The organism is Sphingomonas sp. TZW2008, from assembly GCF_002117915.1.
In the GTDB taxonomy this organism is placed as follows: domain Bacteria; phylum Pseudomonadota; class Alphaproteobacteria; order Sphingomonadales; family Sphingomonadaceae; genus Sphingomonas.
The window spans coordinates 165,958-189,146 of sequence record NZ_BDJB01000003.1 but is presented as its reverse complement, the minus strand read 5'-3'; the positions used below and the strand labels follow the sequence as shown (position 1 = coordinate 189,146).

The 23,189-nt window shown below is 68.1% G+C and carries 21 protein-coding genes and 1 pseudogene; 7 read left to right on the top strand and 15 right to left on the bottom strand.

Going from position 1 to position 23,189, the window contains the following annotated elements:
• Nucleotides 1-8: 8 nt before the first annotated feature.
• The 4 genes and pseudogenes from B7L05_RS02515 to B7L05_RS02500 all read right to left on the bottom strand — a co-directional run bounded on the left by B7L05_RS02515 (nt 9) and on the right by B7L05_RS02500 (nt 3,420).
• Nucleotides 9-983 (bottom strand): annotated as a pseudogene (locus tag B7L05_RS02515) (SDR family oxidoreductase).
• Nucleotides 980-1,597 (bottom strand): flavodoxin family protein, encoded by a 618-nt coding sequence (locus B7L05_RS02510; protein WP_085808646.1) that lies wholly within the window; start codon nt 1,595-1,597, stop codon nt 980-982. The pseudogene B7L05_RS02515 and the gene B7L05_RS02510 overlap by 4 nt, the downstream one beginning before the upstream one ends.
• Complete coding sequence (locus B7L05_RS02505) at nt 1,594-2,043, bottom strand: DUF5991 domain-containing protein (RefSeq protein ID WP_085808645.1); 450 nt, start codon at nt 2,041-2,043, stop codon at nt 1,594-1,596. The genes B7L05_RS02510 and B7L05_RS02505 overlap by 4 nt, the downstream gene beginning before the upstream one ends.
• Before the next feature lie 69 nt (nt 2,044-2,112).
• Complete coding sequence (locus tag B7L05_RS02500; protein WP_085808644.1) at nt 2,113-3,420, bottom strand: M20/M25/M40 family metallo-hydrolase; 1,308 nt, start codon at nt 3,418-3,420, stop codon at nt 2,113-2,115.
• Nucleotides 3,421-3,633: 213 nt separating this feature from the next.
• Here B7L05_RS02500 and B7L05_RS02495 point away from each other — a divergent pair, with 213 nt between their 5' ends.
• Nucleotides 3,634-4,062: a hypothetical protein gene (locus tag B7L05_RS02495; protein WP_085808643.1), complete on the top strand. Its 429-nt coding sequence runs from the start codon at nt 3,634-3,636 to the stop codon at nt 4,060-4,062.
• 1 nt (nt 4,063) lies between these two features.
• The gene (locus B7L05_RS02490; protein ID WP_085808642.1) at nt 4,064-4,816 is read left to right on the top strand and encodes a TorF family putative porin; all 753 of its coding nucleotides are present in this window, start codon (nt 4,064-4,066) and stop codon (nt 4,814-4,816) included.
• 287 nt (nt 4,817-5,103) lie between these two features.
• Here the strand turns inward: B7L05_RS02490 and B7L05_RS02485 are convergent, their stop codons facing one another.
• The 5 genes from B7L05_RS02485 to map all read right to left on the bottom strand — a co-directional run bounded on the left by B7L05_RS02485 (nt 5,104) and on the right by map (nt 11,794).
• The gene (locus B7L05_RS02485; RefSeq protein WP_256926574.1) at nt 5,104-6,165 is read right to left on the bottom strand and encodes a hypothetical protein; all 1,062 of its coding nucleotides are present in this window, start codon (nt 6,163-6,165) and stop codon (nt 5,104-5,106) included.
• A 427-nt stretch (nt 6,166-6,592) separates the two neighbouring features.
• The gene (gene glnA / locus B7L05_RS02480) at nt 6,593-8,005 is read right to left on the bottom strand and encodes a type I glutamate--ammonia ligase (protein ID WP_085808641.1); all 1,413 of its coding nucleotides are present in this window, start codon (nt 8,003-8,005) and stop codon (nt 6,593-6,595) included.
• Between the two features lie 87 nt (nt 8,006-8,092).
• The gene (locus B7L05_RS02475; protein WP_066777324.1) at nt 8,093-8,431 is read right to left on the bottom strand and encodes a P-II family nitrogen regulator; all 339 of its coding nucleotides are present in this window, start codon (nt 8,429-8,431) and stop codon (nt 8,093-8,095) included.
• Between the two features lie 214 nt (nt 8,432-8,645).
• A complete protein-coding gene (locus B7L05_RS02470) occupies nt 8,646-10,859 on the bottom strand; it encodes a PQQ-dependent dehydrogenase, methanol/ethanol family (RefSeq protein WP_085808640.1) in 2,214 nt (737 codons plus the stop codon).
• 107 nt (nt 10,860-10,966) lie between these two features.
• Nucleotides 10,967-11,794 carry a type I methionyl aminopeptidase gene (gene map / locus B7L05_RS02465; protein WP_085808639.1) on the bottom strand — a complete coding sequence of 276 codons (828 nt, stop codon included), beginning with the start codon at nt 11,792-11,794 and terminating at the stop codon, nt 10,967-10,969.
• Nucleotides 11,795-11,862: 68 nt separating this feature from the next.
• Between map and B7L05_RS02460 the strand changes: the two genes are divergently transcribed.
• From B7L05_RS02460 to B7L05_RS02450, 3 genes are all read left to right on the top strand, one after another.
• On the top strand, nt 11,863-12,618 hold the full coding sequence (locus B7L05_RS02460; RefSeq protein WP_085809055.1) for a molybdopterin-binding protein: 756 nt from the start codon (nt 11,863-11,865) through the stop codon (nt 12,616-12,618).
• A gap of 148 nt (nt 12,619-12,766) precedes the next feature.
• On the top strand, nt 12,767-13,534 hold the full coding sequence (locus tag B7L05_RS02455; protein WP_256926573.1) for an EAL domain-containing protein: 768 nt from the start codon (nt 12,767-12,769) through the stop codon (nt 13,532-13,534).
• Nucleotides 13,535-13,603: 69 nt separating this feature from the next.
• Nucleotides 13,604-13,975 carry a DUF4440 domain-containing protein gene (locus B7L05_RS02450; protein WP_256926572.1) on the top strand — a complete coding sequence of 124 codons (372 nt, stop codon included), beginning with the start codon at nt 13,604-13,606 and terminating at the stop codon, nt 13,973-13,975.
• 49 nt (nt 13,976-14,024) lie between these two features.
• Here the strand turns inward: B7L05_RS02450 and B7L05_RS02445 are convergent, their stop codons facing one another.
• The 6 genes from B7L05_RS02445 to hflK form a co-directional block, all read right to left on the bottom strand.
• Nucleotides 14,025-14,777 carry a hypothetical protein gene (locus tag B7L05_RS02445; protein ID WP_085808637.1) on the bottom strand — a complete coding sequence of 251 codons (753 nt, stop codon included), beginning with the start codon at nt 14,775-14,777 and terminating at the stop codon, nt 14,025-14,027.
• Between the two features lie 127 nt (nt 14,778-14,904).
• The gene (locus tag B7L05_RS02440; RefSeq protein ID WP_085808636.1) at nt 14,905-16,038 is read right to left on the bottom strand and encodes a nitronate monooxygenase family protein; all 1,134 of its coding nucleotides are present in this window, start codon (nt 16,036-16,038) and stop codon (nt 14,905-14,907) included.
• A 75-nt stretch (nt 16,039-16,113) separates the two neighbouring features.
• Nucleotides 16,114-17,730, bottom strand: coding sequence for a helicase HerA-like domain-containing protein (locus B7L05_RS02435; RefSeq protein ID WP_085808635.1), 1,617 nt, complete (start codon nt 17,728-17,730; stop codon nt 16,114-16,116).
• Nucleotides 17,731-17,854: 124 nt separating this feature from the next.
• Nucleotides 17,855-19,390 carry a Do family serine endopeptidase gene (locus tag B7L05_RS02430; RefSeq protein ID WP_085809053.1) on the bottom strand — a complete coding sequence of 512 codons (1,536 nt, stop codon included), beginning with the start codon at nt 19,388-19,390 and terminating at the stop codon, nt 17,855-17,857.
• Nucleotides 19,391-19,525: 135 nt separating this feature from the next.
• Entirely contained in the window at nt 19,526-20,398 is an 873-nt protein-coding gene (gene hflC / locus B7L05_RS02425) for a protease modulator HflC (RefSeq protein WP_085808634.1), read from the bottom strand.
• Entirely contained in the window at nt 20,395-21,510 is a 1,116-nt protein-coding gene (gene hflK / locus B7L05_RS02420; protein ID WP_085808633.1) for a protease modulator HflK, read from the bottom strand. The genes hflC and hflK overlap by 4 nt, the downstream gene beginning before the upstream one ends.
• A gap of 71 nt (nt 21,511-21,581) precedes the next feature.
• Here hflK and B7L05_RS02415 point away from each other — a divergent pair, with 71 nt between their 5' ends.
• Nucleotides 21,582-22,532 carry an Mrp/NBP35 family ATP-binding protein gene (locus B7L05_RS02415; protein ID WP_085808632.1) on the top strand — a complete coding sequence of 317 codons (951 nt, stop codon included), beginning with the start codon at nt 21,582-21,584 and terminating at the stop codon, nt 22,530-22,532.
• 85 nt (nt 22,533-22,617) lie between these two features.
• On the top strand, nt 22,618-23,058 hold the full coding sequence (locus tag B7L05_RS02410; RefSeq protein WP_085808631.1) for a CoA-binding protein: 441 nt from the start codon (nt 22,618-22,620) through the stop codon (nt 23,056-23,058).
• The last annotated feature ends 131 nt before the right edge of the window (nt 23,059-23,189 follow it).

The window sequence follows — 23,189 nt, the reverse complement described above, 5'->3', positions numbered from 1 at the left end:
TTTTGCGGTCAGACCGCGCCCGTGCCGCCGTTGGCGCCGAACACGCTGCCGCTGGTGAAGCTGGTCGTCGGATCGGCAAGTGCAACCCAGATCGCGCCGAATTCGGCCGGCTGGCCGGCGCGACCCAGCGGCGTATCCTGCCCGAACTCGCCCATCTTGCCGGGAAGCTGCCCGCCCGCGACCTGCAGCGGCGTCCATACCGGGCCGGGCGCGACGCCGTTGACGCGGATGCCGCGCGACCCGAGCTGCTTGGCGAGCCCCTTGGTAAAGATCAGCTGCGCGCCCTTCGTCGTCGCGTAATCGAGCAGTTCCTCGCCCGGATTGTACGAATTGACCGACAGCGTGTTGATGATCGTTGCGCCCGGCTTGAGCAGCGGTACCGCCGCCTTGCAGATGTGGAACATCGCGTAAACGTTGGTCTTCATCGTGCGATCGAACTGTTCGGGGGTGATCTCGTCGATCGACGCCTTCGACTGCTGTTACGCGGCATTGTTGACGACGATGTCGAGCCCGCCAAGTTCTCGATTGGCGCGCGTGACGAGATCGCCGCAGAATTTGGCGTTGGTGAGGTCGCCGGGAATGAGGACGATCTTGCGGCCTTCCGCGCGCAGCAGCTTGGCGACGTCCTGCGCGTCGGGCTCCTCGGTCGGGAAATAGTTGATCGTGACGTCGGCGCCCTCGCGCGCGAAGGCGATCACGGCGGCGCGGCCGATCCCGCTGTCGCCGCCCGTCACCAGCGCCTTCATCCCCTGCAACCGGCCCGACCCGCGGTAGCTGCGCTCGCCGCAATCAGGGACGGGCTGCATGTCGCGCTGGAGCGCGGGCCATTTCTGGCGCTGCTCGGGGAACGGCTGGCTGGTGTAGGCGGTCTTTGGATCGGGCGTCGGGCGCCGCGCGGGCTGCGCAAGAACGGGGGCGGCGGCAAGGCCGGCGCCGGCAACGGCGCTGCCCTTCAGAACGTCTCGGCGGCTGGCATCGGTCATGCGGTAATTCCCGGCATCGGATTGGAGAGAAGTAGCCGCGCGAGGTGCGCGGCGTTGGTTGCGACGGTCGTCGCGGTCTGGGTCACCTTCTCGGGCGTTTCGCCGAGATCCTTGAAATCGACCGACCCCATCGCTTCGCCGACCCAGTAGCAGGCGGAGACGGGCGGGATCGTCCAGCCGGTGTCGTTGAGCGACTGGAAGAGCTGCGCCGAGGACCAGTGCGCGCCATCCTCGTTGCCGACGATCGCGGCCACGGCGACCTTGCCGAAGCTCGGCATGCGGCCTTGGTCGTCGGTCTCGCCGATGAACGCGTCCATCCGCTCGAGCACGCGTTTCGCGACGCTGCCGATCTGACCCATCCAGATCGGGCCGCCGAAAATGAGGATATCGTGCGCGAGGATCTTTTCACGAATTGCGGGCCAGGCATCGCCATCGCCCTCGTCGCTGGTGACGCCGGGCTTCACGTCGTGCGCGGCGATGCGGATCGTTTCGGTGACGGTGACGCCCTGTTTGGCGAAGGCGGCGGCGAGCACCGCGATCATTGCGTCGGTCGACGAGGCGCCGGACGGCTTGAGCGTGCAGTTGAGCGCGATTGCGCGCGGCGCAGCGGTCACCGCGTCACCTTCCTGAAATGGCGGCCGAGCGGGCGATCATTCTCCCACGGACTGTAGCTGCCCCAGCCAGTCCAGATCGTGCCGCGACGGTTGGAGAGCGAGAACAGCCGCTCGCCGGGGCGATAGACCGCGACGCCATATTGGTTGCGCAATGCGCCATCACCGAAGCTGCGAAACGCGATGTCGAGCACGCCGGCGCGGGGAACGGCGGTGCAGCGGATTACTTCGTCGGTTTGATAGCCGCGCGCGGTGATGCGGCAGCCGTCAGCGCCGAGACGCAGATCATAGGTGACGACGACGCCCGATCCACCGGCGGTGCGCCCGCCGTTCCAGACGTAGCGATAGTCGCCCCACCACGCGCGCGGCGCGGCGGGACTGGGTTGCGCTGCCGCAGATGCCACGCAGGCGAGCGCGACGAGGAGAGGTCCGGTAACCGGCAGCCGCATCCGCAATCCTTTCGGGTTGCTGAACGAGGCTGGCGGCGCATCGTTGCGGCGGGCACGCCGCGGGAGTGGTTATTTGCGGCGGGCGGTGGCGGTGAGGCGCGAGACTAGCGCGGCGTTGCGTAGTGCCTGGCGCGGCAGGCTGGTGAGATCGACCCATTCGCCGACCGCGTGCGCGCCGCCTCCCGCCGCGCCGAGCCCGCCCATCGTGACCGCGTCCGCGGCGACGAAGCTCGAATCCGCCGCGCCGCGCTTCGCCGGGTCCATCTCCGCCATTTCGGGCAGGCCGAGCTCGCGGTTGACGGCGTTGAGCTCGGCCATCAGCGCGCGGTTGGCGGCGGTGGGGGGCATCGAGGGATAGCCTTCGAAGAAGCGGATCGACGCATCGGTGCCGGGCAGGTGCTTGGCGACGATCGCGGTCATCGCCGCCTGGACGCGCGCGTCCTGTTCGGGGGTGAGGCTGCGCAGGTCTCCGCGCGCGACGGCACTGGCGGGGATGACGTTGGTCTTGCCCTCCGCACGGCCCTTCACTCCTGCGTCGTCGAGCGCAGCGGGGGTGCCGCCGACGAGCACGCCGACGTTGAAGGTGAGGTTTGGCTCGGGCAGCGTGCGGCGGAACTCGTCGAGGATGCGCGCCATCTCGTATGTCGCGCCATAGCCGAGCGAATCGTTGAAGATGCTGCTCGAATGGCCAGTGCGGCCGGTGGCGACGATCTCCCAATTGGTCGAGCTGCGCCGCGCGGTAGTGGCGAGTTCGCGGCCGGCGTCGGTCGCGACATTCTCATATTCGAGCGCGACGTCGGCCCATTTGCCGGCTTCCACGAGATCGCGGCGCGCGGCGGCGAGCGGCGTGCCCGTTTTTTCCTCGTCGCCGGTGAGGACGACCTTGATGTCGGCATTCCTCAGCGTGCCGGCGGCCTGCATCGCGCGCAGCGCGGCGACGATGACGACGAGCCCGCCCTTGTCGTCCCCCACGCCGGGGCCGGTGACCTTGCTGCCCTCACGCGACCAGCCGGTGAAGCCGCTGTCGGGCTCGAACACGGTATCAAGGTGGCCGATCATCAGCACGCGCTGCCCGCGGCCGTTGCCGGTGTGCGTCGCGACGATGTGCCCGGCGCGGCCCGTCGCGGTCATGTCGATCCATTCGACCCGGAAGCTGAGCGGTTCAAGCTCGGCACGCATCATCTCGCCCACCGCCTTGACCCCGGCGAGGTTGAGGCTGCCCGAATTTTGACGGACGAGCTTCTCGAGCAGCGCCTCGTGCCGCGGCACTTCCGCGGAAATCGCAGCCTGCATCTTCGACTGCTGCGCGTTTGGGGCGGCGGGGGCGGGAGCGGCGGCGAGCGCGAGCGGGAGGGCGGCGGCGATAAGGCGGTGCATAGGTGCGACGCTATCAGCCGATGAAGCCGCCGACCAGCGCGGTGCCGCAAGGCCGCCCAACAGTGAGCAAGTTGGCGCGATTGTTAGAAATCGTTGCCTACGCGATTGCGTTGAACGCACGCGGTCTGCCATCGGTTGACGTGGTGCCGCGCCCGTCCTGCGCGGTATCGGCGAGCCGGCGCAAAAGCCGGCCGCCCTGCAGGAGGCAAAACCATGTCCATCTTCATCGCCGGGCTGCTGCTCGGCACCCCGATAATCGATCACCACCGTGTCGAGATCGATCACGGCGGCCATCGCGTCGACGTGACCTATCGCAGCGACGCCACGCTCGCGCATCGCCAGATCGGCGCGGCGGGCGCGCCCGGCCGCCCCGCGACGCTGCGCTGCGCGTGGACTGCGAAACTCACCGTCGAGCGCGAGGCGCGCAGCAGCGCGGGCCACGTGCTGAAGCGCGCGATCGCCAGCGAGACGCCGATCACTGGCACGCGCCCCGGCTGGTGCGACGCGCAGCGCGGCGCGATTGCGCAGGAGGTGGCGATGCGCAGCCGCGAGATGCGCGAGCATCTGCTGGCGGTCGCGGCCGAGGACCGCGCCGCACTCGCGCTCGAGCTCGACCGCGTCCACGCGCCGGCGCGCGGCTGAGATGCAGATTGCAAAAATATTGGTGACCGCCGCCGCGACGATCGCGGCGGCGGTGCCTGTGGCGGCGATGGCGCAGGTGTCGCTCGGCGCGAGCGTCGAGGCGGCGACCGACGAGCGGCGGCGCGGGATCAGCTGGAGCGACGGCGATCTCGCACCCGCGGCGAGCGTGCGCGCTGGGCTGCCGGCGGGGTTCGACCTAGGCGTGCGCGTCACCGGTACGCGCGGCGATCCGCGCCACGGCGGGGCGGACGCGGTGGCGGAAGTGACGGGCGGTTTTGGCGGCGACGTCGGCAGCGGGCTGCGGCTCGACGGGTTCGTGACGGGGCATCTGTTCGTCGGCGCGGCCGAGCGGCTCGACTACGTCGAGGGCGGGCTGGGCGCGAGCTACGCATTGGGGCCCGCCGAGATCGGCGTCGATGCGCGCTACGCCCCCGACCAGGCGGCGATCGGCGGCGACAATCTGTGGGTCGGCGCGCGCGCCCGGGTCGGCGTGCCGGCGACGCCGTTCACGCTGCACGGCGGCATCGGCCACTCGTTGGGATCGGTCGACGATCCGCGCCGCGCGGCGCGACTGCGGCCGGGCGGCAGCTACGCCGACTGGTCGCTCGGCGTCGACCATATCACTGGGCCGCTGACGATCGGCGTCGACTATACCGGCACCGATATCGCGCGCGACCGGCTGGTGGCATCGCCGTTCGCGGGGGCGCGTCATGTGGGGGACAAGGTGACGGCGCGGGTGGCGGTGACGTTCTAGGGTCGTGGGCGGGGCGGCGGTTTGCCGTTCCGACCGGTCTTGCGACTGACTGATGTCAAGCGGGCGTGGCTCCCGTTTGGCACAGCACGCGCGGCTGCGACGCATCGGCCTTGCGGTGGATCCTCGCCTGGTTTCACGCATCAGGCGGTTTGTCGGCGCACGAATGAGGGGCAGGCTGCGATCGCGAGGGGAACGGGCGTCAGCCTAATTCGCTGCCGGCGCAGACGCGTCCTGCTCCTCCGTCAGATCGAGCGCCTCGAAACCACCGACGGCGACGCGGCGGCTGATCAGACTGTTCTCTGGGTGACATATTTCGATCGCCGCGTCAGTCTCTCGATCTTGTAGTAGCCCTGTGCATCCTCCGACGGGGCGGACGGGCGCGCGGTATAGCGCCGCTCCGCGATTTGCCGCAGCACGAGGGCAGTCCATGGATTGCGATCCGACTGGCGCAGCACCTCGGCTTCTGCGGTGCGGCCGTCCGGCCTAATCCAGAAACCGAAATCTGCCCATTGGATCGCATCTTTGTCGGTACTTTTAAATGGCACTGGATTCGGGTCACCGAAGCGCCGCGCGCGCTGACGGATCTCCTCAAGCCGCGCGGCGCTGTCGAGTTCGTAGGGGGGCGCCTTCACCAGCACTGGCGCATCCTCCTGGTTTTGCCCGAGCGAGCGGATCAGTTGGTTCAACTCGTCGCCCTCGGCTTCCTGAGCGGCGAGGCGTAGCCGAAGAACCTTGAGCGCGGTGCGATAGCCCGGCTGCTGCGCGATCGGTCGTTGATCAAGCTCGTCGAGCTTGGCGCGCGCGTCCTTCGGGCGCTTGATCGCCGCTGCCAGCCATGCGCGCTTCATTCCCGCGAGCATCGCTCCCCGTTCGTTGCCGATCTTGAGCGCTGCTTCCTCGCTGCTGCGATACGCTTGGTCGGCCTTCACATTGTCGCTGGTCTTGAGCCACATGTCGCCGAGCGCGGTCGTTGCTGCGAGAACCGCTGGATCGGTCGGCGGAAGATTATCGCGCAAGGTACGCACCTGCCCTGCGACGGCCCGGCGATAATCGAACTGGTTGCCCTCGTGCAGCGCCACCGTCGCATAGGCCTCGTAGATCGCGGCGACCGGCTTGGGATCGGTGCTCGCCTTACCCCTGTTGCGCCCGATCGCGGCGGCAAGCAGTGCCTTGGCGTCTAGATAGGCGCCAGTACGAAAACGCGCCTCTGCCAGCGCGATGCTCGCCTGCGCGTCGCGAAGCGGTGTGCACCCTCCGCGAACGCATTGCGCATGCGGTTCCTCCAGTCGCTTTCCCGTGATGACGATGTCACCGGTCGCTTGCGCCAACAGCATGAGAATCAACGACATTCGCGGTCCTTTTCTCGCAGCATATCCATGGGCGGCGAGGACACAAGCGTGATCGCGATTGCGGGATGTTGGGCTGCGAGCGGGCGGGAACGGATTGTGAGTCGAGCCGCAAGTTTGTGCTGTTGCACTCGTCAACTGCGGGATGATCGCGGGCGTTCAAGCTCGATCAATCGTGACGATGGAGGGCTCGGGCGTGGGTCTCTTACAGCTCGACGGGCAGTGACTTGGTTTGGGGAGTTCGAGCGTCGGCAGAGTCAGGTTGCGGCGTGTTCGTGCGCATCGTAATCCAAAGAGTAAGGGCGCCCGGTTTTCACCAGGCGCCCCAGCTTTATCCCGCCGCGGCGAAGCCGCGTCGTCGATCCTCGCCAAAGCGAGGTCGGCCGGCGTTCGCGGTCTCGCGGGTAGCTTTGCGCTACCCGCGTGCCACTCACGCGCTGTAGTACATGTCGTATTCGACCGGGCTTGGCGTCATTTCCCAGCGGGCTACTTCGGCCCACTTGAGTTCGACATAGGCCTCGATCTGGTCCTTGGTGAACACGTCGCCCTTCAGGAGGAAATCATGATCGGCGAGCAGGCTTTCCAGCGCCTCGCGCAGGCTGGCGCAGACGGTGGGGACCTCGGCAAGTTCGGCCGGGGGCAGATCGTAGAGGTTCTTGTCCATCGCCTCGCCGGGATGGATGCGGTTCTGGATGCCGTCGAGGCCGGCCATCAGCAGCGCGGCATAGGCGAGGTACGGGTTCGCCATCGCATCGGGGAAACGCACCTCGACGCGCTTCGACTTGGGGCCGGTGCCGTAGGGGATGCGGCACGAGGCCGAGCGGTTGCGCGCCGAATAGGCGAGCAACACCGGCGCCTCGTAACCCGGCACCAGCCGCTTGTAGCTGTTGGTGGTGGGGTTGGTGAAGGCGTTGATCGCCTTGGCGTGCTTGATGATGCCGCCGATGAAGTAGAGGCAGGTTTCGGAGAGGCCGGCATAGCCGTTACCGGCGAATAGCGGCGTCTTGCCTTCCCAGATCGAGAAGTGGGTGTGCATGCCCGAGCCGTTATCTTCCTTGATCGGCTTGGGCATGAAGGTCGCCGACTTGCCATAAGCATGCGCGACCTGGTGCACGACGTACTTGTAGATCTGCATGCGATCGGCGGTGGTGGTCAGCGTGCCGAAGGTGAGACCGAGCTCGTGCTGCGCGGCGGCGACCTCGTGGTGGTGCTTGTCGCACGGCAGGCCCATTTCGAGCATGGTGGTGACCATCTCGCCGCGGATGTCGACCGCGCTGTCGACCGGCGCGACGGGGAAATAGCCGCCCTTGGCGCGCGGGCGGTGCGCGAGGTTGCCGCCTTCATATTCGCGGCCGGTGTTGGTCGGCAGCTCGATATCGTCGATCTTGAAGTACGACTGGTTGTACGACGTGTCGAAGCGCACGTCGTCGAACATGAAGAATTCGGCTTCGGGGCCGACGTACACCGTGTCGCCGATCCCGGTCGACTTGACGTACGCCTCGGCGCGCTTCGCGGTGGTGCGCGGATCGCGGGCATAGCCCTCGCCGGTCGACGGCTCGACGATGTCGCAGAAGACGATCAGCATCGGGGTCGCCGAGAAGGGATCGGTGTAGACGGCGTCGAGATCCGGCTTGAGGATCATGTCGCTCTCGTTGATCGCCTTCCAGCCTTCGATCGACGAGCCGTCGAACATGAGGCCGTCAGTCCACTCGTCCTCGCCCATCACCGACGAGACCATGGTGAGGTGCTGCCACTTACCCTTGGGATCGGTGAAGCGCAGGTCGACCCACTCGATCTCCTCGTCCTTGATCTTCTTGATGATGTCGTTGGCGGTGGTGGCCATGTCTATTCTCTTCCTTGCGGTTACGCCGCCGACTGAACGATCGGCGGTCGTGATGACGGGGCGGCTGAGGGAGCGCCCGGCGGTGGATCAGATCGCGTCGTCGTTGCGCTCGCCGGTGCGGATGCGCAGCGCGGTCTCGACCGGGATGACGAAGATCTTGCCGTCGCCGATCCGGCCGGTCTGCGCCGCCTGCGCGATCGCCTCCACCACGCGATCGACGAGGCCGTCCTCGACGACGACCTCGAGCTTCACCTTGGGCAGGAAATCGACGACGTACTCGGCACCGCGATAGAGCTCGGTATGGCCCTTCTGGCGGCCGAACCCCTTCGCTTCGGTGACGGTGATGCCCGACACGCCGACTTCGTGGAGCGCTTCCTTCACTTCATCGAGCTTGAACGGCTTGATGATCGCTTCGATCTTCTTCACGCGGTAACGCCCACCCTGGTTAGAACTCTCGCCCCGACATCTGCGGCTTGCATCGAACGTGCCAGCCGCGCGCGCGCGAGGCAAGGTGGAGACTCGCCGGCGCGGCGGGTTAACAAGTGCCTAACAATCGGGCACCGCCACGCCGGATGCATAGCAAAAGGGCATACCCCACGCCCCTCCGGCATCCCGACGTTTGTAAGGCAGGGCACGATCGTTAGCGGACACCCGTCGGCACGGGCGACTTCTGTGCCGCCGGGGCGGGGGCGACCGTTTTGATGCTGCCGAGGTTCTTCTGCGCCCAGTGCGCCTCGTCGATCACGTAGAGGCGGATGAGCTGCGCCTGCTCGGGCGTGAGCACGCGCGCGAAGCTGACCATGCCCTTGTCCTTGAGCATCCCGTCGATCAGGATCGCCTTCCACGTATCGGCATCCGCCAGCGTGCCCGAACGCTGAAGGTTGGGCAGCACGCCGCCGCCGCCGGCGCTGGCGCCGTGGCAGACCTGACAGTAGCGGCCGAACAGCGCCTGGCCTTGCGCCACCTGCTGCGGCGTCGCGGTGTTGGCGGGGAGGGTGATGGGTGTCGAATCCTGCGGCTGCGTGCCGGGCAGCTGAACCTTGCCGCCGAGCTTGAAGACGAGCAGGCGGGGCACGTTGGGCACGTCGCGCGCCTTGCCGATCGCATAGCCGATCGACAACGGCAGCGCGCCGCCGCGCCCGGCGAGCACCGCGACATATTGCTCGTTGCCGATCATGAAGGTCGACGCGCCCGCCATGATGCCGGTGCCGACCGGGTAGGAGAAGACCTGCTTGCCCGTATCCGCGGTGTAGGCGCGCAATTCGCCCAATGCCGTGCCCTGGAAGACGAGGTTGCCCGCGGTGGTCATCGTGCCGCCGTTCCACGGCGTCGGATAATCGACCGTCCAGCGCGCCTTGTTGGCGACGGGATCCCAGGCCACCAGCCGCCCGGTGGCGCCGGCGATCGCGGCCTTCACCGCGGCGGGATCGCGCGGGTACATCGCATTGCCGAGATCCTGGCCGACGTTGAAGCCGATCGGCTTCGCGGCATCGAGCGGCGAGGATGGGTTGAGATACGCCGAGCCGACGATCTGCGCCGGAATATAGGCGAGCCCCGCCTTGGGATTGAAGCTCATCGGCTGCCAATTGTGCGCGGCGATCGCGCTCGGTACCGCCAGGAACGGCTTGCCCGTCTTGTAGAAGCGCGAGGCCGGGTTCTCGATCGGGCGGCCGGTCTTCATGTCGTAGCCCGTCGCCCAGTTGACGCCGGGGATGAACTGGCCGGCGTTGATGAGCTTTCCGTTGGTGCGATCGACGACGTAGAAGAAGCCGTTCTTCGGCGCCTGCATCAGCACGCGGCGCTGCTGCCCGCCGATGGTGAGCGTGGCGAGGTTGATCGGCTGCGTCGCGGTGAAATCCCACGTCTCGCCGGGGGTTTCCTGATAGTGCCAGACGTACTGGCCGGTGTCGGGCTTCAGCGCGACGATCGAGGAGAGGAAGAGGTTGTCGCCCTGTCCCTCGCTGCGCAGGCCGTGGTTCCAGGGCGAGCCGTTGCCGACGCCGAGATAGAGCTGATCGAGTTCGGCATCGTAGACGATCGAATCCCACACGGTGCCGCCGCCGCCCGACTGCTTCCACTGGCCGTTCTTCGACCAGGTGGGCGCGACCTTCGCCATCGCCGCGTCGCTCGCCTCGCCGTCCTTCGCGCCGGTGGGGTTAGGGACGGTGTAGAAGCGCCACTTCTTCGCGCCGGTCACAGCATCATAGGCGGTGACGTAGCCGCGCACGCCGAACTCGGCGCCGCCGTTGCCGATCATCACCATGCCCTTCACCACGCGCGGCGCGCCGGTGATCGTGTACGGCTTCGAATTGTCGGTGGTCTGCACCGACCAGTCCTGCTTGCCCGTCGCGGCATCGAGCGCGATCAGCCGGCCGTCGATCGTGCCGAGGTAGAGCCGCCCCTTCCACGCCGCGACGCCGCGGTTGACGACGTCGCAGCACGCCTGGACGCCCTTTTCCTTGTTCACGCCGGGATCGAATTCCCACAGCTTCTGGCCGGTGCCCGCGTCGTAGGCGAACACCTTCGACCACGGCCCGGTGACGAAGAGCTTGCCGTCGATGACGATCGGGGTGGCTTCCTGCCCGCGCGCGTCGGGCATGTCGGCGTACCAGGCGAGGCCGAGCTGGCCGACGTTGCCGGCGTTGATCTGCGTCAGCGGCGAGTAGCGCTGCTCCTGGTAGTTGTAGCCCGTCATCGCCCAGTCGCGCCCGTCGCCGCCGCTGGTGAGCAGGGCGGCGTCGACGCGGCCAGCGCCGGTGGTGCCGCTGCGATCGGCAGCGGCGGTATCGTTGGTGGTCGCCGTGTTGCACGACGTGAGCGCCAGTGCCACGGCCAGCGCGTATCGAAGCTGCATTTCCCTCTCCCCGCCCCCTGTGCCGGGGCCTTGCGCCGAGAGACTGACGCAGGTTGGCGCGGAAGGGAAGGGGGTCCGCGCGCCGACGAACGCGGCGCGCGGACGGATCAGGCGTAAGGCGGCTTGTGCATCCCGGCGGGCGAGGTGGTGAAGATCTCGCAGCCCTCCTCGGTGATGCCGATCGAATGTTCAAACTGCGCCGAGAGCGAGCGATCGCGTGTCACCGCCGTCCAGCCGTCGTCGAGCAGCTTCACGTCGGCGCGGCCGATGTTGATCATCGGTTCGATCGTGAAGATCATGCCTGGCTTGAGCTCGGGACCGGTGCCGGGGCGGCCGACGTGGACGACCTCCGGCGCATCGTGGAACAGGCGGCCGAGGCCGTGGCCGCAGAAATCGCGCACCACGCCGTAGCGATGCGCCTCGGCATGGCGCTGGATCGCATGCGCGACGTCGCCCAAATGCGCGCCGGGGCGGGCGTGCTCGATGCCGATCATCAGGCATTCGTAAGTGACGTCGACCAGCCGGCGCGCCTTCAGCGGGACGTCGCCGATGAGGTACATGCGCGACGAATCGCCGTGCCAGCCGTCGACGATCGGCGTCACGTCGACGTTGACGATATCGCCCGACTTCAGCGTCTTTTCGCTGGGGATGCCGTGGCACACGACGTGGTTGATCGAGATGCAGCTGCTGTGCGTGTAGCCGCGATAGCCGAGCGTCGCGGGGACACCGCCGTTGGCCAGCACGAAATCGTAGATCAGCCGATCGATCTCCGCCGTCGTGACGCCGGGCACCATGTGCGGCGCGATCATGTCGAGCGTTTCGGCGGCGAGCCGGCCGGCGGCATGCATCCCGGTGAAGGCGTCGGGGCCGTGGAGCTTGATGGCGCCGGTGCGCCCGAGCGGTGCGTCGCTGGTGACGGTGACGTAATCGGTCATGCCCGCCGATATAGCGTGACGAGCGGCGATTTGCGAGGCTATGCCGGCAGGTGATGGAGACCGAGGCAATGGGCGAACGCATCTGGACCGCCGCGCTCGTCGTGATCGGCGACGAGATCCTGTCGGGCCGCACGCAGGACAAGAACATCGCGCAGATCGCGCAGTGGCTCAACGTTCAGGGCATTCGGCTGGTCGAAGTGCGCGTGGTACCCGACGTTGAGAGTGCGATCGTCGAGGCGGTGAACGCGCTGCGGGCGCGCAACGACTATCTCTTCACCACCGGCGGCATCGGGCCGACGCACGACGACATCACGGTGGACGCGATCGCCGCGGCGCTGGGCGTCGGCGTGTCGCACCATCCGGCCGCGGTGGCGGTGCTGGAGCGCTATTATGCGACGCGCGGCGGTGCGACCGAGGCGCGGCTGCGCATGGCGCGCGTGCCCGACGGCGCGGGGCTGATCGAGAACAAGATGTCGGGCGCGCCGGGCATCCGAATCGAGAACGTGTTCATCATGGCGGGCGTGCCGCACATCACTGCCGGCATGCTCGACGCGCTGACCGGCACGCTGGAGGGCGGCCGGCCAGTGGTGAGCAAGCAGATCGGTTGCTGGGTGGCGGAAAGCGAGGTCGCCGACCTGTTGCGGCAGACCGAAAAGGCGCACGCGGGTGTGGCGATCGGCAGCTATCCGTTCTTCCGCGAGGGGCGGACGGGCGCCAATTTCGTCGTCCGATCGCCCGACGAGGCGGCAGTGGACGCGTGCATCGCGGATCTGACCGCGGCGCTCGAGGCGGCTGGGCATCAGGTGGCGGCCGGGGGGATCTGATCCGAGGTACCGGCGCTGCGCCGGAAGTGGCGCGTGCGGACAAGCGACGGGGCGGCCCACGCGGCGCGATGTAGTGGGTCGATATCGCCATCGGTAAACGAAGCCTTAGCTATTCATTTTCCATAGCTTGATTCATGGATATCGAGCGATGAGTGGATGCAGCGGGTGCCGGCAGGCGGGCACGTCGTTCGATCTAGCGATGGCGTTTCAGCCGATCGTCGACGTCGAGACCGGCCGCGCCTGGGCCTATGAGGCGCTGGTTCGCGGCCCCAACGGCGAGGGCGCGGGGCAAGTGCTCGCTGCAGTGACTGACGAGAACCGCTACGCTTTCGACCAGCAGTGCCGCATCGCCGCGATCGAGCAGGCAGTGGCGGCGGGGATCGTCGACACCGGGGCGCGGCTGTCGATCAACTTCCTGCCGAACGCGGTCTATTCGCCGGTCGCCTGCATCCAGCTGACGCTGAAGACCGCGGCGGCGACCGGCTTTCCGACCGATCGACTGATCTTCGAATTCACCGAGAACGAGGAGATGGCCGATACCGCGCATGTCGCGACGATCATCGACACCTATCGCCGGAAGGGGTTCGCCACCGCGCTCGACGATTTCGGTGCGGGCCATGCCGGCCTGTCGCTGCTCGCGCGGTTGCAGACCGACATCATCAAGCTCGACATGGAATTGGTGCGCAATATCGACGCCAGCCTGCCGCGGCGCATGATCGTCGAGGGGCTGGTTCAGATGTTCGCGCGGATGAACATCACCGTCGTCGCCGAGGGGATCGAGACGGCGGCGGAATACCAGACGCTGCGCGCGCTGGGTGTGCGCTACATGCAGGGCTATCTGCTGACGCGGCCCGGCTTCCGCGTGCTGCCGGCGCACGTCCTGCCCAGTGACGCGCCGGTCATGCTGCGCGCCTGAGGCGCTTCATCCAACCTTGCGCGGGAACGATCGCCGCGCGGCGGCGCTCTTGCTCGCAAGACGAGGAGAATGCGTGTGGAAGACCAACGGCTGTGGGCGTTTGAGGAAAGCCTGTGGGTGGGCGACGCCGATCACTATCGCGAGCTGATCGACGACGAATGCGTGATGGTGCTGCCCGAACAGCCATTTGTGCTGACCGGTGAGCAGGCGATCGAGGCGGTAGCTGACACGCCGCGCTGGTCCGAGGTTGCGTTCAGCGAGCAGCAGGTGATGCGGCCGCAGGAAGGGCTGATCGCGATCGCCTACAAGGCGGAGGCGAAGCGCGACGACAAGGCGTACACCGCCTATTGCACGACGACGATGCGGCGGCTGGAACACGACGTGTGGCGTGTGGTGCAGCACCAGCAGACGGTGCCGCCGGTAGTCGCGGTCAAGGCATAAGCCGCGCGCGGAGCCGGCGCGATCGGCGCGCCGGCTGCCACGCTAGGGCTCAGTTCTTCGTCGCCGATCGTGCGGCGAGCCGGGCGACGAGATCGACCTTCCAGTTGTGCTGGAGCGCCACCGGATCGGCATGGTCTGCGATGGCGTAGCCGACGCGGCGTTCGAGGCTTTCGAGCACGGTGCGGCGCGTCGCGGCTGGGGCAGTGTCGAGGTCATGCGCGAGCGCGTCGATCACCCAGGCATAGCCGTCGGTCGCTGCCGAGACGACGCGCGGATCGGTGGCGGCAGCCGGCGTATCGACAGCGCGAATGTCGACGGCAGATGTTGCTCCGCCGGGGCGGCGGGACTGCACGGCGGCGGTGGCGCGGCGGACGAGCGTACCGGTGCCGCCATCGCGGTGGGCGAGCAGGAACAGCCCGAGCCCGAACGAGAAGTAGCTTGCCCAGGTGAGCATCCAGCGCACGTCGGTGATGAACGGGATCGCCGCGCCCCACCAGTCGTTGGCGAGCGCGCGCACCACAAGGACGATCAGCGACGCGGGGATCACCGTCCACAACAGGCGCAGCCCGGTGCGCCCCATGCCGGCGGCGTCGCGCGCGGCGGCGAGCACGCCTGCGAACAGCGCGGCACCGGCGAGCGTGCTGACGAAGCGCTGGCCGCTGAGCATGATCGTCACCTCGTCGGGCGTCAGCTGCGAGCGGAGCGTGAAAAGTGCGTAGGTCGCCGCCCAGAAGGCGAGCGACCAGGTGAGGAGCGGGTTGCGATCGGCGGCGGACCCGCGCGCAAGCGAGAGACTGTGCATCGCGGCGTGATAGCCAGCGCGCCTGCGCCGGGCCAGACGAAAGGGGCGTAATGCTGCCCCATTCGTCGCAAACCAGATCGAGCCTCTCGCCGGTCGTCCCGCGCCGATGCGGCGCGGTGCTGGATGCTCAATCGGCGACGAGGCCGGTGATGCGCTCGATCGCCTCGGCGAACTCGATCTTGAAGTCCTGCACGACCTGCCCCGCGGGGCGGACCTGATCGACGAGGCCGACGCCCTGGCCGACGAAATAGGTCACCATCTCGCGCGCGGCGGGATCGCCCTTCTGCGCGGCCAGATCGCAGGCGCGGATTGCGGGCTCGCTGATCAGGCTCTGATACGGCATCGGCAGCGGGCCAGGGGAGGCGGGGCCCTCCCAGGCGTCGGTCCACGCCGAGCGCAGCTGGCGCGACGGCTTGCCGGTGCGGCTCTTCGAGCGGACGGTATCGCGCGAGGTGGCGGCGACCATCTTCTCGCGGAACACGTCGGAGCATTCGCTCTCGGGCGTCGCGAGCCACACCGAGCCGGTCCACACGCCGTCCGCGCCCATCGCCATCGCGCCTGCCATCTGCGCGCCCGTCATGATCCCGCCCGCCGCAAGGACGGGAACGCGCTTGCCGTGTGCTTCGAGCGCGCGGATCACCTCGGGGACGAGGACGATGGTAGAGACCTCGCCGCAGTGGCCGCCCGCCTCGCCGCCCTGCACGACGAGGATGTCGACCCCGGCATCGACCTGGCGAATGGCGTGCTCCTTCGCGCCGACGAGGGCCGCGACGGGCACGCCGCGCTCGCGGCCCATGTCGATCATCGCCTGCGGCGGTACGCCGAGCGCGTTGGCGATGAGCTTGATCGGATGGCGGAAGGCGACGTCGAGCATCGCGAGCGCGAGATTGGGATCGAATGGGGCGGGGGCTGCGGAATCGGCGCGCTCCTCAGGCATCGTGAAGCCGTGCTTTTCGGCGAGATCGCCGACGAAGGCGCGGTGTTGCGCCGGTACCTTGTCGAGAATCGAGGCGCGGGTGAGGCCCTTCGCGCCGCCGGTGGCGAGGTTCTCGGGGATCAGCACGTCGAGGCCGTAGGGCTTGCCGTCGACGTGCGCGTCGATCCAGGCGAGTTCGGTCTCGAGGCTCTCGAGCGTGTGACCGGTCGCGCCGAGCACGCCGAACCCGCCCGCGCGGCTGACCGCGGCGACAACGTCGCGGCAGTGGCTGAAGGCGAGCAGCGGGAAATCGATCCCCAGCATCGCGCAGATCGGTGACTTCATCCTTGCCTCTCCCGCTATCGTTTGCCGGCGTTGTCGCGCGGAGCGGCGGGAAAGGGAAGGGGTATGGCGATCGGCCTAGCCGCGGAACAGCCCGCCGAGGACGCCGCGCAGCAGCGAGCCAACCACTCCGCCCGATGCCTTGCTGCCGCCACGCCGGCCGCTGCCGAACACCTGCTTGCCGATCTCGTTCGCGACCTGCCGCCCGATCGATGAGCTGGCGGCGCGCGTGGCGGAGGTAATCGCCTTGTTCCACGGTGAGTTGGCGGCGGCTTTCTCCTCGGCAATGCGCGCGCGTTCGGCGTCCTTGGCGGCGCGCGCTTCCTCCTTGGCCCGCACGGCAGCGGCCTTCTCGGCATCGTCGGCGGCGCGCGTCTGCGCGGCGGCGGCAGCGGCCTCGGCGGTCTTGGCGGCGAGCAGCTCCTCCGCCGATTCGCGATCGACCAGCGTATCGTATTTCGCGCCGATCGCGTCGGTCTCGACCAGCAGCGCGCGTTCCGCCGGCGTGATCGGGCCGACGCGGCTGCGCGGCGGGCGGATCAGCGTGCGCTCGACCGGCGAGGGCGAGCCATCGGGTTGGAGCAGCGAGACGAGCGCCTCGCCGATGCGCAGTTCGGTGATCGCGGCGGCGACGTCGATCCCGGCGTTGGCGCGGAACGTCTGCGCGGCGCTGCGCACCGCGGCCTGATCGCGCGGGGTGAAGGCGTTGAGTTTGTGCTGGATACGGTTGTTGAGCTGGCCGGCGACGGTATCGGGGATGTCGATCGGGTTTTGCGTGATGAAATAGACGCCGACGCCCTTCGAGCGGATCAAGCGGACGACCTGCTCGATCTTCTCGACCAATGCCTCGGGTGCATCGTTGAACAGCAGATGCGCCTCGTCGAAGAAGAAGCACAATTTCGGGCGATCGGGATCGCCGATCTCGCGCAGCGTCTCGAACAGTTCGGAGAGAAGCCAGAGCAGGAAGGTGGCGTAGAGCTTTGGCGAAGCCATCAGCTTGTCGGCGGCGAGGATGTTGACGATGCCGCGACCGCGATCGTCGGTGCGCAGAAAGTCAGCGAGGTCGAGCGCGGGCTCGCCGAAAAAATGCTCGCCGCCCTGGCTGCGCAGCTGGAGCAGCGCGCGCTGGATCGCACCGATCGACTGTTTGGAGACGTTGCCGAAGGTGACGGTCAGTTCCTGCGCGCGGCCGGCGCAATGCGCGAGGATCGCTTGCAGATCGTCGAGATCGAGCAGCAGCAGCCCGTCCTGATCGGCGACGTGAAACGCGATAGTGAGGACACCTTCCTGCACCTCGTTGAGGCCGAGCAGGCGGGCGAGCATCAACGGGCCCATTTCGGACACGGTGGTGCGGATCGGATGCCCTTGTTCGCCGTAGAGATCCCAGAATTGCACCGGCATGTCGGCATAGGCCCAGTCCGCGTCGCCAATCGCCGCGGCGCGATCGGCGAAGGCCGCATGGGTCTTCGCTTGCGGCGAGCCCGCCATCGCTAGGCCGGAAAGATCGCCCTTCACGTCGGCGACGAAGCACGCGACGCCGGCGGCGGAGAAGCCCTCGATAATGCCCTGCACCGTCACCGTCTTGCCGGTGCCGGTGGCGCCCGCGATCAGGCCGTGACGGTTGGCGCGCTTGAGATTGAGCATCTGTGGATTGGCGCCGCCGTCACTCGCGCCGATAAAGATGCTGTCAGCCATGCCGATCCTCCGTCCTGCGGCGACGATAGCGGCGGCGGGGTCCGGCCGGAAGATGCACGCGCGCATGTGAAAAGGGCCCCGCGCTTCCCGCGCGAGGCCCTTTCACTTGCCGATCGGCGAAAGGTTACTTGATCTTCACCGCGATGAACGCGGCGGGGTTGCGGCCGCGGACGACCGACAACAGCACCTGCGGCCGGTTCGCCGCCTTCGCTGCCGCGACGCCGCGCGCGACGTCCGCCGCGGTGCGGGCCGGGACCGAATTGACCGAGACGATCACGTCGCCGCGGCGCAGCTTCTGCCCGGCGTCGCTGGTCGGATCGACCGCGCCGATTACGACACCCTGGACGGTCGAATCGACGCCGATCTGGCGTGCGATCGCCGGGGTGAGCGGCTGCACCGTCACGCCGATCCCGTTCGACGCCGGCGCGGCAGGCGCGTTCGAATCGTCCTCGGAGAAGCTGTCGTCGTTGCCGAGCTGCTGCGCGAGCTGCTCCTCGGCCGGGCGGACCGTCGTCGTGACGGTGACGGTGGTCGGCTTGCCATCGCGGATGACGTCAAGCCGCGCCTGCTGGCCCGGGGGCACGTTGGCGATGAGATACGACAGCGTCGTATCGGGAGTCACCTGCTTGCCGTTGACCTTCGTCACGACGTCACCGGCGCGCAGGCCGGCCTTTGCGGCGGGGCCGCCCGGCTCGGCGCGCGCGATGATCTCGCCCGAGTTCTTGGGCAGGCCGACCGCAGCGGCGAGATCGTCCGAGAGCGGCTGGATGCTGACGCCGACATAGCCGCGCTGCACCGCCTTGCCCTTCATCAGCGTGTCGATGATCGGCTTGGCATCCTCCGCCGGGATCGCGAAGCCGATGCCGATGTTGCCGCCCGATTGCGAGAAGATCTGGCTGTTGATGCCGATCACTTCGCCGCGCAGGTTGAACATCGGGCCACCCGAATTGCCCTGATTGATCGACGCGTCGGTCTGGATGAAGCGATCGTTCGCGCCGCCCTGGCCGGTGACGCGGTGCACCGCCGAGACGATGCCCGCGGTGACGGTGCCGCCGAGGCCGAACGGATTGCCGATCGCAACGACCCAGTCGCCGACGCGCGCCCCCGCCGAGTCACCGAACTTGACGTACGGCAGCGCGCCCGGCGCATCGATCTTGAGCAACGCGAGATCCGACGCGGCATCGCGGCCGACGAGCTTCGCGACATATTCCTTGCGATCGGGCAGCGTGACGCGGATCGCCTCCACCGTCGCCTGGCGGTTGCCCGGCGCGACGACGTGGTTGTTGGTGACGACGTAGCCGTCGGGCGAGATGATGAAGCCCGAGCCGAGCGACTGCGCCTCACGCGTCACGGGAGCGCCGCCCTGCGCGCCGCCGCGATTGCCGAACTGGCCGAACAGATCGGCGAACGGCGTGCCGGCGAACGGGTTGGCCGGCTGCGACACGGTGACGCGCTGGTCGGTCGAGATGTTGACGACGGCGGGCTGCAGCTTCGACACCATGTCGGCGAAGCTCATCGGCGCGCCGGCACGCGGCGCGGCGGCCTGCATCGAGCCGGGCTCGTTCTGCGCCGATTGCGCGCTGGCGGGATTCTGCAGCGCGAGCGAGGCGGCGGTGCCGCCGAGAAGTAGAGCGCCAGTCAGCGCGTATGCGTAACGCACGATCGTCATGTTCCTCTCGTTTGTTCGGACCAGAGAAAGGTATCGAGCCGAACCGGGTCTAGATGGCGCCAAGTCGATGAACGGTGATTGAATATGAACGAACCGACAGCCGCCGTGCGCGGATCCCGGTGACGATCACCGATTGTTGAATTTCTCCAGATAGGCATTGTCGCGGCCCATGATGATGCTGGTCGAGCCTTCCGGCTGCGGCCCGCCATCGGCGCCGAAGGTGTGCCGGTACGACTGCATCGCCCGGTAAAAATCGTAGAATTGCGCGTCCTTGCTGAACGCCTCGGCATAGACCTTCGCGGCGGTGGCATCGGCCTCCGCGCGGACGATCTGCGCCTGCTTCTGCCCTTGCGCGCGGATCGTGTTCGCCTCCTGCTGACGCGCGGTGCGCATCCGCTGCAGCGCACTCTCGAGCGGGCTGCCGTCGGGCAGGTCGGCGTGCTTGATTCGAACGTCGACGATCGTCGCGCCGTACTGCCGCGCATCGCGCTGAAGCGACGCCTGGATCGCGTCCATCACCCGGCCGCGTTCCGGGCTGAGCAGCACGGAGAAGGGCACCTTGCCGAGCTCGTTACGAAGCGCGGTGCCGAGCAGCGGGCGCAGCTGATCGGCGACGCGTTCCTCGGTGTTCGACGTGCTGCCCGTCGAGGTGACGGCACGCAGCGGATCGACGATGCGGAAGCGCGCGAAGGCGTCGACGTTGAGGCGCAACTGATCGGTCGACAGCACCAGCGTGTTGTCGAGATCGGCGTCGAGCACGCGCTTGTCGACCCACACGATCTTGTCGATGAACGGAATGCGCGCGATGAGGCCGGCGCCGGTGCGGCCGATGACTTGGCCGGGCTGGTACTGATTGACCGGCTGACCGACCGGGTTGTTGAGCCGGAGCACGACGGCCTGCTTCGTCTCGGGCACGATCGCGAAGGTCGCCGCGGCGAGGATCGCAGCGCCGAGCACGGCGAAGCCGATCGTCACGGGATTGCGCATCACCGGGTTCATCGGCCGGCCTCCGGCGCGGGGGCAGGCGTCGCTGGCGTGGTCGTCTGCGGCTCCGTTAACCGGCGCGCGCGATCGAGCGGCAGGATTGGGGCGACTCCGGGCGTCTCAACGATCGTCTTGTCGGTCTTGGCCAGCACGGCCTCCATCGTCTCGTAATACATGCGGCGGCGGGTGACTTCGGGGGCGAGACGATACTGTTCGTACACCTTGTCGAACGCCGCGGCCTCACCCTGCGCGCGCGCAATCACCTGCTGCGAGTAGCTGCGCGCATTGTTGAGATTGCCGACCGCTTCCTGCTGCGCGGCGGTGACGGCGTTGAAATCGTCGATCAGGCTGGCGGGGGCGCTCGCCTGGCGGATCGAAACGCCCTGGACGCGCACGCCGGCTTCGTAATCGTTGAGGATCTGCTGCATCAGCTGCGTCACGCGCGCCTCGATCGTGGTGCGGCCGGCGCCGATCGCGTCGTTGAGCGTGGTGGTGGCGAGGACCGCGCGCATCGCGCTCTCCGCGGTGGCGCGCACGGTTTCCACCGGATCCTTGATCTCGAACACGAAATCGCGCGGGTTCTCGACCCGCCAGCGCACCGTGTAGGCGAGATCGAGGATGTTCTGATCGCCGGTCAGCACGTTCTCGCTGCCGTCGCGCGGGAATTCGTCGACGCGCACCGCCTCGACATCGACCTTCTGCACCGAGACGAGCGGCGCGGGGAGGGTGAGGCGGATGCCCGGATCGAGCTCGCCCGAATAGCGGCCGAGGAAGGTGACGACGCCGCGCTGCTGCGGGCCGATCTGGTGCAGCGACGTGAAGATCAGCCACACCGCAACGATCACGCCGACGCCGATCAGCCACAGGTTACGCGCATTGGCGCCGAGCGGGAACTGCGGGCCGCCGCTGCCGCCGCCACCCGGGCCGCCGCCGCGTGCGCGCTTCAGAAATTCGTCGAGCGCGGTCGGCTTTGCCGTGCTCTTGCGGCCGCCGGGGGGCACCGCCCATGGATTACGCGCGCCGTTGTCTTTCGCGCCGCCATCGTCGCCGCCACCGCCCCATGGGCCCCGGGGTGTCTCGCTCATCAATATCGGCGGTCGGCGCAGCCACTGCGGCATAAAGGTCATGCTTCCTTTATAGGAGCTGCCCCCGCGAAAAACAGTGCCAAGCCGGGCGGAAGCCGCGTATCGCCGCGCGCATGGACGAGATGGACGTGAAGCAGGCGGTGGCGGCGGTCGCCGGAAACCGCGCGACGGTGCGGATCGAGGGCGAGCGGATCGGCGTGGTAATCGACGCGACCGGGCTCGACGCGACCGCGCGCGACGCGATGGAGGCGGCGGTGCGGATGGCGGCGGGGCCGGCGGCGCGGATCGTCGTCACAGCCGAGCGGCCCAATCGCCGCATCATCGCGGTGGCGAGCGGCAAGGGCGGCGTCGGCAAATCGACGCTAGCGGCGAACCTCGCGATCGCGCTGAGCCACCTGGGGCGGCGCGTGGGGCTGGTCGATGCCGATATCTACGGCCCGTCGCAGCCGCGGCTGATGGCGGCGGAGGGCACGCGGCCCGAGGCGCGCGACAAGGTGCTGCTGCCGGTCGCGACGCGCTACGGCGTGCCGATGCTGTCGATGGGGCAGCTGATTGAGCCAGGCAAGGCGATCGCGTGGCGCGGCCCGATGACGGCGGGCGCGCTGGGGCAGTTGGTCGATGCCGACTGGGGCGTCACCGACACGCTGGTGATCGATCTGCCGCCGGGGACGGGCGACGTACAGCTGACGATGATCCAGAAGCATCGCCCGGCGGGCGCGGTGATCGTGTCGACGCCGCAGGATCTGGCACTGATCGACGCGACGCGTGCGATCGACCTGTTCAACAAGGCGGGCGTGCCGATCATCGGGTTGGTCGAGAACATGGCGGGTTATGCCTGTCCGCACTGCGGCGAGGTGTCCGATCCGTTCGGCCAGGGTGGCGCGGAGGCGGCGGCGCGCGATCTCGGCGTGCCGTTCCTTGGGCGGGTGCCGCTCGCGATCGACATTCGTACTGCGTCCGACGCGGGGACGCCGCCGGCGGCCGATCCGGCCGATGCGACCTTCCGTCCGATCGCGCGGCGCGTTGCCGACTGGCTGGAAACCGAAGCGGGAACAGCGCGTTGATGAGAGACCGGTCGTGCCCCGCGCGTACAGTCGGCGGCACGAGCGGACCAGTTTAGCAATCGACCAATTGCTGGGGGACGCACCGATGCCGCTGAACGCCGACGCCGATATCAAGGCGCTGCTCGAGGAAACGCGGACGATCGCGCTGGTTGGCGCATCGGACCGCCCCGACCGGCCGAGCTACGGCGTGATGCGGACGCTGCAGGCGCACGGCTATCGCGTGATTCCGGTCAATCCGCAGATCCCCGGCGAGCATATCCACGGCGAATATGTGTTCGGCGATCTCGAGCAGATCGGTGAGCCGATCGACATGGTCGATATCTTCCGCCGATCGGAAGCGGCAGGCGAGGCGGTCGACGCGGCGATCGCGGCGGGCGCGAAATCGGTGTGGATGCAGCTCGGCGTCGTCAATCCCGCGGCGGCGGCGCGCGCCGAGGCGGCGGGGCTCAAGGTGGTGATGGATCGCTGCCCGGCGATGGATATCCCGCGGCTCGGCGTGGCGCCGATCGCTGATGATAACGGATAGGCGGGCGGGCACTGTCCAATTGCCAGCCTGAGTGCAGGGAATAATAAACGTGTGCTGCCGGCCGGGCGAGCCACGGCGTCGGGCAGTGATCGCCGAATCAACGTCTGAAGTTGCCTCGCGCGAATGGTCGG

Bases quoted from the DNA above. Each gene is read 5' to 3' on its own strand.
- B7L05_RS02505 (WP_085808645.1), bottom strand. From the start codon at position 2,043: ATGCGGCTGCCGGTTACCGGACCTCTCCTCGTCGCGCTCGCCTGCGTG.
- B7L05_RS02500 (WP_085808644.1), bottom strand. From the start codon at position 3,420: ATGCACCGCCTTATCGCCGCCGCCCTCCCGCTCGCGCTCGCCGCCGCT.
- B7L05_RS02495 (WP_085808643.1), top strand. From the start codon at position 3,634: ATGTCCATCTTCATCGCCGGGCTGCTGCTCGGCACCCCGATAATCGAT.
- B7L05_RS02490 (WP_085808642.1), top strand. From the start codon at position 4,064: ATGCAGATTGCAAAAATATTGGTGACCGCCGCCGCGACGATCGCGGCG.
- B7L05_RS02485 (WP_256926574.1), bottom strand. From the start codon at position 6,165: ATGTCGTTGATTCTCATGCTGTTGGCGCAAGCGACCGGTGACATCGTC.
- glnA (WP_085808641.1), bottom strand. From the start codon at position 8,005: ATGGCCACCACCGCCAACGACATCATCAAGAAGATCAAGGACGAGGAG.
- B7L05_RS02470 (WP_085808640.1), bottom strand. From the start codon at position 10,859: ATGCAGCTTCGATACGCGCTGGCCGTGGCACTGGCGCTCACGTCGTGC.
- map (WP_085808639.1), bottom strand. From the start codon at position 11,794: ATGACCGATTACGTCACCGTCACCAGCGACGCACCGCTCGGGCGCACC.
- B7L05_RS02460 (WP_085809055.1), top strand. From the start codon at position 11,863: ATGGGCGAACGCATCTGGACCGCCGCGCTCGTCGTGATCGGCGACGAG.
- B7L05_RS02455 (WP_256926573.1), top strand. From the start codon at position 12,767: ATGAGTGGATGCAGCGGGTGCCGGCAGGCGGGCACGTCGTTCGATCTA.
- B7L05_RS02450 (WP_256926572.1), top strand. From the start codon at position 13,604: ATGCGTGTGGAAGACCAACGGCTGTGGGCGTTTGAGGAAAGCCTGTGG.
- B7L05_RS02445 (WP_085808637.1), bottom strand. From the start codon at position 14,777: ATGCACAGTCTCTCGCTTGCGCGCGGGTCCGCCGCCGATCGCAACCCG.
- B7L05_RS02440 (WP_085808636.1), bottom strand. From the start codon at position 16,038: ATGAAGTCACCGATCTGCGCGATGCTGGGGATCGATTTCCCGCTGCTC.
- B7L05_RS02435 (WP_085808635.1), bottom strand. From the start codon at position 17,730: ATGGCTGACAGCATCTTTATCGGCGCGAGTGACGGCGGCGCCAATCCA.
- hflC (WP_085808634.1), bottom strand. From the start codon at position 20,398: ATGAACCCGGTGATGCGCAATCCCGTGACGATCGGCTTCGCCGTGCTC.
- hflK (WP_085808633.1), bottom strand. From the start codon at position 21,510: ATGACCTTTATGCCGCAGTGGCTGCGCCGACCGCCGATATTGATGAGC.
- B7L05_RS02415 (WP_085808632.1), top strand. From the start codon at position 21,582: ATGGACGAGATGGACGTGAAGCAGGCGGTGGCGGCGGTCGCCGGAAAC.
- B7L05_RS02410 (WP_085808631.1), top strand. From the start codon at position 22,618: ATGCCGCTGAACGCCGACGCCGATATCAAGGCGCTGCTCGAGGAAACG.